8 protein-coding genes are annotated in these 9,319 nt (G+C 66.0%); 1 reads left to right on the forward strand and 7 read right to left on the reverse strand.

Annotated features, from left to right (window positions below; all coding sequences use genetic code 11):
• The first annotated feature begins 33 nt into the window (after nucleotides 1-33).
• Nucleotides 34-3,066 carry a PQQ-dependent sugar dehydrogenase gene (locus tag AB1L88_RS09965; protein ID WP_367096503.1) on the forward strand — a complete coding sequence of 1,011 codons (3,033 nt, stop codon included), beginning with the start codon at nucleotides 34-36 and terminating at the stop codon, nucleotides 3,064-3,066.
• A gap of 301 nt (nucleotides 3,067-3,367) precedes the next feature.
• Here the strand turns inward: AB1L88_RS09965 and AB1L88_RS09970 are convergent, their stop codons facing one another.
• The 7 genes from AB1L88_RS09970 to AB1L88_RS10000 all read right to left on the reverse strand — a co-directional run bounded on the left by AB1L88_RS09970 (nucleotide 3,368) and on the right by AB1L88_RS10000 (nucleotide 9,312).
• Nucleotides 3,368-3,586: a hypothetical protein gene (locus AB1L88_RS09970; RefSeq protein WP_367096504.1), complete on the reverse strand. Its 219-nt coding sequence runs from the start codon at nucleotides 3,584-3,586 to the stop codon at nucleotides 3,368-3,370.
• Between the two features lie 486 nt (nucleotides 3,587-4,072).
• Entirely contained in the window at nucleotides 4,073-4,765 is a 693-nt protein-coding gene (locus AB1L88_RS09975) for an ABC transporter ATP-binding protein (protein ID WP_367096505.1), read from the reverse strand.
• Entirely contained in the window at nucleotides 4,758-5,876 is a 1,119-nt protein-coding gene (locus AB1L88_RS09980; RefSeq protein ID WP_367096506.1) for an ABC transporter permease, read from the reverse strand. The genes AB1L88_RS09975 and AB1L88_RS09980 overlap by 8 nt, the downstream gene beginning before the upstream one ends.
• A gap of 50 nt (nucleotides 5,877-5,926) precedes the next feature.
• Entirely contained in the window at nucleotides 5,927-6,772 is an 846-nt protein-coding gene (locus tag AB1L88_RS09985) for a methyltransferase domain-containing protein (RefSeq protein ID WP_367096507.1), read from the reverse strand.
• A 45-nt stretch (nucleotides 6,773-6,817) separates the two neighbouring features.
• Entirely contained in the window at nucleotides 6,818-7,330 is a 513-nt protein-coding gene (locus tag AB1L88_RS09990; protein ID WP_367096508.1) for a class I SAM-dependent methyltransferase, read from the reverse strand.
• A gap of 342 nt (nucleotides 7,331-7,672) precedes the next feature.
• A complete protein-coding gene (locus AB1L88_RS09995; protein WP_367096509.1) occupies nucleotides 7,673-8,461 on the reverse strand; it encodes an SDR family NAD(P)-dependent oxidoreductase in 789 nt (262 codons plus the stop codon).
• On the reverse strand, nucleotides 8,458-9,312 hold the full coding sequence (locus AB1L88_RS10000) for an alpha/beta hydrolase (RefSeq protein WP_367096510.1): 855 nt from the start codon (nucleotides 9,310-9,312) through the stop codon (nucleotides 8,458-8,460). The genes AB1L88_RS09995 and AB1L88_RS10000 overlap by 4 nt, the downstream gene beginning before the upstream one ends.
• Nucleotides 9,313-9,319 lie beyond the last annotated feature (7 nt).

Here is a 9,319-nt window from a genome sequence, read left to right on the forward strand (position 1 = left end):
TCGAGCACTGAGGCCGAGCGAGATCAAAGCCCCATGCGACGATGGACCTGGCCGGTTGGAATCGTCTCGCTCTGGTTTACGATCACGGTGACGGGGGCGGGGGATGCTCCTCGCGACGAGCCTCCCGGCCTGACCGGGGAGGCCCCTCGAACCGCCTCGCCGGACCAGGCTCCCGGCGATCGGGTTCCCTGGACGACCTCGCGCATGGTCGGGTCGCCCGAGCCGCCTCGGCCGTACACGGTGGAGGTGGCGTTCCCGCACCTGACCTTCGATCGGCCGATCGAGCTGGTCTTCGTGCCGGGGACCGATCGCCTGGCCGTGGCCGAGCTGGGGGGCAAGATCCTGACCTTCCCGGATGATCCGGCGAGGGCAGTCGAAACGGACCAGATGTTCGATGTCAAATCGTGCCATCCGAGGTTCACGAACCTCTACGGCCTGGCCTTTCACCCCGGCTTCGAGCGGAACGGCCGCCTGTTCGTCTGCTACACGATCGGTTACGACGAGGAGGACGGCACCCGCGTCTCCGAGTTCCGGATCGACCCGAGCGACCCGCTCCGCGTCGACCCGACGAGTGAGCGCATCCTGATCACCTGGTATTCCGGGGGCCACAACGGCGGATCGTTGAAGTTCAGCCCGGTCGACGGCTTCCTGTACATCTCCAGCGGAGACGGCGCGGCCCCCAGCCCCCCCGACCCGTTCCAGGCCGGGCAGGACATGACGACGTTGCTCTCGAAGGTCTTGCGGATTGACGTGGACGGTCAGGACCCGGGGCGTGCCTATCGGGTGCCGCCCGAGAACCCATTCGTGGACCTGGCCGGGGCCCGGCCGGAGATCTGGGCCTATGGCTTCCGCAACCCCTGGCGGATGAGTTTTGATCGCGAGGGGGGCGACCTGTGGCTCGGCGACGTGGGCTGGGAACTCTGGGAGCTGGTCCACCGGATCGAGCGCGGCGGCAATTACGGCTGGAGCGTGATGGAAGGCCGCCAGGTCGTCTTGCCCGACGCCCCGAGGGGCCCGACGCCGATCTCCCCGCCGATCGTCGATCACCCGCACTCCGAGGCCGCCTCCGTCACCGGCGGTTTCGTCTACCGGGGCGATCGCCTGGCCGAGCTGCGCGGGGCCTACGTCTACGGCGACTTCCAGACCGGCACGCTCTGGGGGCTTCGTCTCGATGCGCAGGCCGTGACCTGGCACGAGGTCCTGGCCGAGACGCCGCTGCAACTGGTGGCGTTCGGCGAGGACCGATCGGGCGAGTTGTATCTGCTCGACTACGAGGCGACGAACCGCATCTATCGGCTCGTCCCCAACCCGGACGCCGCCGCGCCGAACATCCGGTTCCCCCGGCGATTGAGCGAAACCGGGCTATTTGCCTCGGTCGCCGAACTGGAACCGGCCCCCGGCGTCCTCCGCTATCAGATCAATGCCCCGGTCTGGAGCGATGGCACCCGGGCCGACCGCCTGATGGCCGTGCCCGACCTCGGACGCATCACGTGGAGTCGAGACGGCCTCTGGGGGTATCCCGAGGGCTCGGTCTTCGCCCGAACCGTCCTGCGCGACGTGGGGTCGGACGCCGCGCCGCCGAGAAGGCTGGAAACCCAGGTGCTCCACCTCGAAGACGAGCGCTGGCGGGCGTACTCGTACCGATGGAACGAGGAGCAGACCGACGCGGAACTGGTCGGCCCCGAGGGGGAATCGGTTTCGATCGGGCTCGACGACGCCCGGGCGATCACCCATCGGATCGCCCCGCGGTCCGAGTGCCGGCTCTGCCACAATCCCTGGGCCGGCGAGGGGCTGCTGTTCGGCCGACAGTCGGCCACGCCGCTGACGGCCAACACCCTGCAACTGAACACGATCGAGCAGGGTGAAGGCAGAGGCATTGCACAGCTCCACACGTTTGAACGCCTCGGGCTGTTCGAAGAACCGTTACCCGAGGCCCCCGAAGCACTTCCGAGGCTGGCCAGTCCGTACGACGAGGCGGCCGACCTGGATACCCGGGCCCGTTCGTACCTTCAGGTCAATTGCGCACACTGCCACCGCATCGGGGCCGGGGGATCGGCCAATCTGAGCCTGACCTTCGATCAGCCCCTCGCCGAGACAGGCCTGCTCGGGGTCGAGCCGATGCAGGGGAGCTTCGGCCTCGAGGAAGCCCGGCTCCTCGCGCCGGGCGACCCGTTCGGGTCGATCCTGCTGTTCCGGATGGCAAAGCTGGGGGCGGGTCGGATGCCCCGCGTCGGGTCATCGGAGGTGGACGTCGAGGCGATCGACCTGATGCACCGCTGGATCGCGGGGCTGACCGTCGAGGGCCGGTCTGAGGCCCCCGCCGACCCCTTCCGCTCCCTCCCCGCCGAGGTCAACGGGGCGATCGGGCGGCTTTGCCAAGGCGAAGCGACCGATCCGGCCGCCCGGGCCGCTGCCTTCGCCCAGGCAACCGAGACCATCCGGGGGACCCTGGCCCTGCTGCGGCGGATCGACGAGGGGGCGATCGGTGCCCCGGCCGTCGAGGAACTGGTGAGCTTGGCGCGCGAGGCCCCCTCGGTCGAGGTCCGCGACCTATTCGAGCGGTTCATCCCCGCCCCGGATCGCCTGGCACGGCTCGGCGAATCGTTCGATGCCACCGCCCTGCTGGCCCTGACCGGCGACCCCGACCGCGGCCGGCGGCTCTTCCTCGACGGGAACAGTGCGCAGTGCCGCACCTGCCACCGAATCGGCGGGGAAGGCACGGTGGTCGGCCCCGACCTCGACAGCATCGGCGCGAAGTATGATCGGCAGGAGTTGCTGCACCACATCGTGCAACCTTCGGCCCTGGTCGAGCCGCCGCATGTCAGCTACCTGCTGGAGACGACCGGCGGATTGCTCCAGACGGGGATGCTCGTCGAGCAGACCGATCGGTTCGTGGTGTTGAAGGACGCCCAGGGCCGGACGATCCGTGTCGAGGCGGCCGAGGTCGAGGCGCTGGTCGCTGTCCCGCGGTCACTCATGCCCGAGGGGCTTCTGGCTCCGCTCACCCCCCAGCAGGCCGCCGACCTGCTGGCCTTCCTCGCCGAGCAATCGCGCCCAGTTCCCTGAGCGATCGATGCTCGGACGCGGATCAGGATCGGAGGCTAGGCCGAGGAGTCGGGCCGACCCGCTCCATCGGGCGTTCGGGGATGGAAAGGGGGTCGGCCTCGCGCAGGCCGCCGCCAGATCCGAGGATCCCGATTCGCTCATCGCGAACCGTTCAACGAAATGACGTTCAGCGATTCCGACCCGAGGAAGGAGGGGATGGAGGAGGGCGATCGAGGCGAGGCGAGGCATCAAGCAAGCAAGAGGAGTCCGGACGACACTCAGGTCGGAGTCGAGCCGATCGCATCGGCAGCGACTCCGGGCGTCAGGCGACGCCGACCCCGTGGCAGTGGCAACGATCGGCCGAGGGGTACATCACATCGGCGTCGCAGGCGTCGAGCAGACCACCGACCTGGACCTCCAGGCGGTCGAACCAGCGGGCCAACTGGGCGTTGGCCTCCGACTCGAACACCTGTCGGACCTCGCCGATCTGGTCGAGCAGGGCGAGCACCTCGCACCGGTCTTGCGGCGTTTCATCTCGCAAGACCCGGTATGCTCGGGAGGCGAGGTCCCGCAATGCGGCTGCGGGGGCATCAGCCACGTTGTTGATTGAAGATTGTCTTGGCATGGAAACGGTCCTTCACACGATTCAGCCTTGCCGACGCCACCCGACATGGGGCGAGCCGCTTGGCTCGAAGCAAGAGACACTCCAACGGGCCGCCAGGTTCTCCAAGGCGATCGGAACGGCCGAGGTTTGGTCATCCTCAGTGTATACGCTCGTCACGGCCGATTCTTTTGGAGCTTTTTACGTCGCTGCGAAGAAATTGTTCGATCGCGCCACGAAAACGCCCCTCATTGAAAAAATTACGACGCCCATCCCTCAGAAAGGACACACAATCCGAAGGCGTCTTCCCGATCACTCGCAATCAGACGGGGCGTGACGACACCTTCCCGACGCGGTTTCCGAAGGGCGGATCGACCTCGGCCCTCTTTTCGTCACGATCGATCGGGACGACGCAAGGCGGGCGGTTCAGGGCGAGAGGATTCGACCGTCCTTCATGCGAACGACGCGATCGGCCGCGGCGGCGACCTCGGGGCTGTGGGTGATCATCAGCAGGCTGATCGACCGCTCGGACCGGAGCCTTGCCAGGAGGTCGAGAATCTCCTGCTGGGCGAGCGAGTCGAGGTTACCGGTCGGCTCGTCGGCCAGCAGCAGGGCCGGCTCGTTGGCCAGGGCCCGAGCGATTGCCACTCGCTGCCGCTCGCCGATCGAAAGGCTCCGGGGTCCATGCCCAATCCGATGCGGCAATCCGACCTCCTCCAGGAGCCTGCGGGCCACCCGGGGACGCTGGGCGCGAGGACGGCCGCCGGGGAACATCGGAATCTGCACGTTCTCCAGGGCCGTCAGGGTCGGGATCAGATGGAACGCCTGGAAGACGAACCCGACCTCGCAGGCGCGATACCGATCAAGGTCCAGTTGCGAGAGGGGCGTCCCCTTGTAACGGACCGTGCCCGAGGTCGGCCGATCGAGTCCGCCGAGCAGGTGCAGCAAGGTGCTCTTGCCGCAGCCCGATGGCCCGGTGATCGCGACGAACTCCCTGGCGTTGACCGCGAGGGAGACCCCTCGTAGCGCCTTCACGTCGCCGTCGGGGTAGGTCTTCACCAGGGCCTCTCCCTGGAGCAAGGGGGGCTCGGCCTGGCGGTTCGAATCGTGCTCAGTCATGGCGAAGCGCCTCGGTCGGTTCCAGGCGGGCTGCCCGGATCGCCGGATACAGGCCGCCGAGCAGGGTCAATCCGATCCCGAGCGCCACGCCGATCCCCAGGATCATGGGGGAGAGGTTCGGCTCAATGAATCCCCGGGAGGTGGGCGAGAGGACCAAGGCCCTCGCCCCGGAGATCGCGAGCAGGGTTCCCCCGATCACGCCGAGCACACCCAGCCCTCCTGCTTCTCCCATCAAGAGGAGAATGATCCGGCTCCGCCGCCAGCCGAGGGCCCGGAGGAGTCCGATTTCCCCCGTGCGTTCCGTGACGGCCATCGCCATCGTGTTCAGGAGGCCGATCGACCCGAGCACCAGCGCCACGATGGTCGTGGCGCTCGCCATCGCCCGGGCGAGCCGGAGCTGGAGATTCCCCTTCACATAGTCTCGGGCTGGGATGGCCGCGACCCCGGGGACCTGGCGCTCAACCTCGACCCCCAGGGCACGAGGGTCGGCCGCCCCATCGGCCACGATGACAAAGCCCGTGACCTGGCCTTCGCGTCCCATCATGCGCTGGAGTTCGGGCAAGGGCATGACCAGGCCGCCCGACTCGAACAGGCTCTCGCTTTCATAAATGCCGACCACCCGAAACGATTCGCCGGCAATGTCGACGGCGTCGCCCACCGCTTTGTCGAGGTTCAGGGCGAGGACACGGCCGAGGAGGACCTGTCGGTCATCGGACGCATCGAGCGGGCGACCGTCAAGAAGTCTCAAGCCGTCGATGAGCAATCCGCCCGGTTCCCAGCCGTTGGCCAGCACGCTGACGAGGTTGGCCTCCTCGAACGAGACGGCATCCATGAGCGAAGGGGCCACCGAGGCCACGCCGGGGATCTCCCGGATGACCTGCTCCAGGTTCTGATCAAGGTTGCTCGAAAGCTGATCGCTGATTCCGGCGCGGACCACGATCAAGTCGATGCCCCGGGATTGATAAATCGCCAGGAACGATCGCTCGAATCCCCACGAGATGCCCGTCAGCAGCATGACGGCCGAGACAGCGACCGCGAGGCCGAGGACGGTCAGCGTGGTCCGGGCCGGCCGGCCTCGCAGGTTGCGGACGATCAACCGCACATATCCCATCGACGTCCCCTCACTTCACCCCTCGAAATCTGACAGGATCGCCCTTCGGATCATTCGGGGGTACGACCGACGAAGACATAGCCGACGCCTCGCCAGATGCGCTCAAACCGGCAATCGCTGAGGACGCGACGGGCAATCGCCTCGACGTCGAGCTCTCGGTGTCGCTCGACCATCTCGGTGAATTCATCCCCCAGATTCATCCCCCGCGAGACGAGCCAGTGTTGCAGACCCGTCAGGCCGATCTTGCGGAACGGGAGATAATCCGTCAGGTCGGGGACCTCGTCTGAGACGACGATCGTGCCTCCCGGCCTGACCGCCCGGGCCATTTCGCGGAGCGCCTTTTCGGGATCGTTAAAGTAATTGAATGCCCCGATGCTCAATGCGGCATCGAATTGATGGTCGCGGACCGGCAGATCCTCCGCTTCGCCGAGGACGAGCGTGAGGTCTCGCTCGGCGGCGTGCTTCGTTTTGCAGGCGTCGAGCTGCACTTCCGAAACATCGATCCCGACGACTGACCAGCTCTCGGGAAGCCAGGGGAGATAAACACCGTCTCCGATCGCGACATCCAGGAGTTTGAGAGTCTCGCCTTGGGGCAGGTGCTTCAGCACCCGGGACCGAGCCCTCCGCTCACCACCGAGATTGACGAAGGTAAACCATTCCCAGAACCGGAACTTCGGCCAGAGCGGGCTGTTGTAGAACGATTTTGCCACCTCGTTATTGGCGGTGACCGACTCCCGGACCACCACGATCCCGTCTCGCACCGGATACCGATGACCGCAGGACGGGCAGGCGATCGGACCGCCGTCGCCGGGGTCGTTGGCATCGGCTCCACAGGAGACGCATCGCCAGAGGCGTGTATGCCACTCGGTTCTCGGCCTGGAAACCACGGTCGACATCTCGTTGAATCCCCTTCATCATGTCCGATCGAGCCAGGCCGATCGTCACCCTCGATGAACGAAGCAATACCCCAGGCCACCCCAGATCCGAGATCGCTCGACGCCCGGCAGCGCGGCCTCGGCGACAGCATCCAGGTTCTGCGGGAGCGCGAACACCATTTCAATGAATGCCTCATCGAGCCCGAGCCACCGAAGCCAGGCCGCATCGATCCGAGGGACTCCGATCAGGTGTCCGATTCCCATGCGGCAGAGCCAGGGCACCTCGTCGGCCACCACCACCGGGCCTCCGGGCCGGGTGACGCGACGCATTTCCTGAAGCGCGCGGGCATGGTCGCTGAACATGGTGAAGCCGCCCACGCAGAGGGTCGCATCAACGCTCGCATCGGCAAAGGGCAGTGCCTCGGCCTCCGCCCGGACGAGGCGCCCCGTCAACCCCGGGTACTTCCGAAGACACGCTTCAAGCCGAGATCGTGTGTGATCGACACCGAGCACGTCCCAGGAGTCTGGCAGGAACCGGAGGTTGTCCCCATCGCCGATCCCGACTTCCAGGAATCGCATCGACGCATCGCGTGGCAAGTGTTTCAGGATGGGTCGACGAGCCCGACGATTGCCTCCTTGCAAGGCAAGGAAGAACCGCTCCCAGGGACGAAAGGCTTGCCAACCGCGGCCCCCGTAGAAGGCCTCCGTGATGGCATTTCGTCCTGAAAGCGGGCCGATCGCCTCGATCACTCCCCCCGTCTCCGGAAAGCCACGGCCGCACGACGAGCAGGTCCATCGACCGTGCATCGGCGACCGACATTCAAGGCAGCGCAGGACGTCCGCCAGGATCGTTGACGAATCGGAAAGAGGGGGAGAGATCGGCGACATCGAACCTCACTCGATTCCACGACTGGGAAGAGTTTAGAAATCGACCGTGAGTGCTTCAGGACCGGCGCGATCCATCATCCAGTCGTAGACGCGACCCGGCATCCGTCGAAGAAACCCCATCCCCACGGCGGTGCCCAGGGGGAACACGAAATCGCGGGGCCGACGTTCGATCGCTCGGACGAGATACGAGGCGGCTTGCTCGGGCTCCATCATCCGTATCGGTCGGCGGAACGGGGTCTCCGCCGTCATCGCCGTCCGGACAAAACCGGGATAGACGGTGGTGATCGTCACTCCCCTTCGTTTCAAGGCGGGGCGGAGTCCTTCGAGATAGGTGGTCAAAGCGGCCTTCGAGGCCGAATAGGCCGCCATCCAGGGCATGCCTCGGTAACCTGCGACGCTCGAAATCCCGACAAGATGTCCGGATTTTCGGGCGATCATCCCAGGAAGGACAGCGTCGATGGCATTAGCGACTCCGACCACGTTGATCTCCAGCATGGAACGCAACGCATAGGGCTGGAGGTCCGGCAACAAGGTGAGCCCACCGACTCCCGCACAGGCGACGAGGACATCAGGCGGACCCACCCGGTCCTCGAGTTCCGCGGCCGATGATTTGATCCGATTCAAATCCGAGACATCGACAGTGCTGATCGCGTGAATCGCTCCCAATGCTCGGAGCTGTTCCGAAAGCTCCCGCAATCCTCCCGCATCTCGATCCATCAGTCCCAGGCGGTACCCCCGGACCGCGAGTTCAAGGGCGGTCGCTCGACCGATGCCCCGGCCCGCTCCGGTGAGAAACAGCGTGCTGACAGAGGGCTGGGTCATCGGGCGTCTCCCGCCGGTCGGGCGGCATCGACCGACGCCAGGAAGGTGGTCAACGCAGCCAGAAATGCTTCGGGGTTCTCCTCGGGTGCCCGGTGCCGGGCTCCAGGCACCAGGGCTCGTCGGCAATCGGGCAAGTGCTCGACGAGATAGTCGGCGGTCGCAAGGAACGGAGACGCCTCGCCATACAGTGCCAGGACAGGCACGGTAATGGATCGGATTCGATCGATGGTCAAGCCCGCCTCCACCTTGGTGTCGTCACCACAGGTCGTCCGACACAAGCGGAGCAATCGTTCGGTGCCCGGCAGGCCGACAGCCTGACGGAACTTGAGCATGTCCTCGTCGCTCAGGTGCAAGACCTGATCGAAAAACTGTCCAAGGTCGTACCAGTGCTCATCTGACACGGTGACGCCGGCGTCTTCCGCCTCTCGGCGGAAGTTCTGCCAGTGTCCCCAACGACTCACGTCTTCCAGGTGGCGTAGGGCGGGGAAATAGGGGTCGGAGAGGACAACCGACTCGACGCGATCGGGGGCCAATGCAGCGGCATGAGCTGCGATCACCGCGCCGAAGCTATGGCCAACCAGCCGAGCACGGTCGGCCCCGAGGTCGTCCATCAACGCAAGCAGATCCGAGGCATGATCGGCCGAAGTATACCCGGAAGGTGGCACCTCGCTGTAGCCATGCCCCCTCAGGTCGAAGGCAGTGACCCGGTAATCCGAGGCGAGGACCTGCATGGCCCGGCAAAGAAACCAGATGGAGAGATCCCCCGTCACGCCGTGAATGAGAATCACATCAGGGCCTTCCCCTGCATGCTGCACATGGAGCCGGAGGCCATTGACCGCTCGATGGGGCATCAGCTCG

It is taken from the genome of Tautonia sp. JC769 (assembly GCF_040717455.1).
Taxonomy (GTDB): Bacteria; Planctomycetota; Planctomycetia; order Isosphaerales; family Isosphaeraceae; genus Tautonia.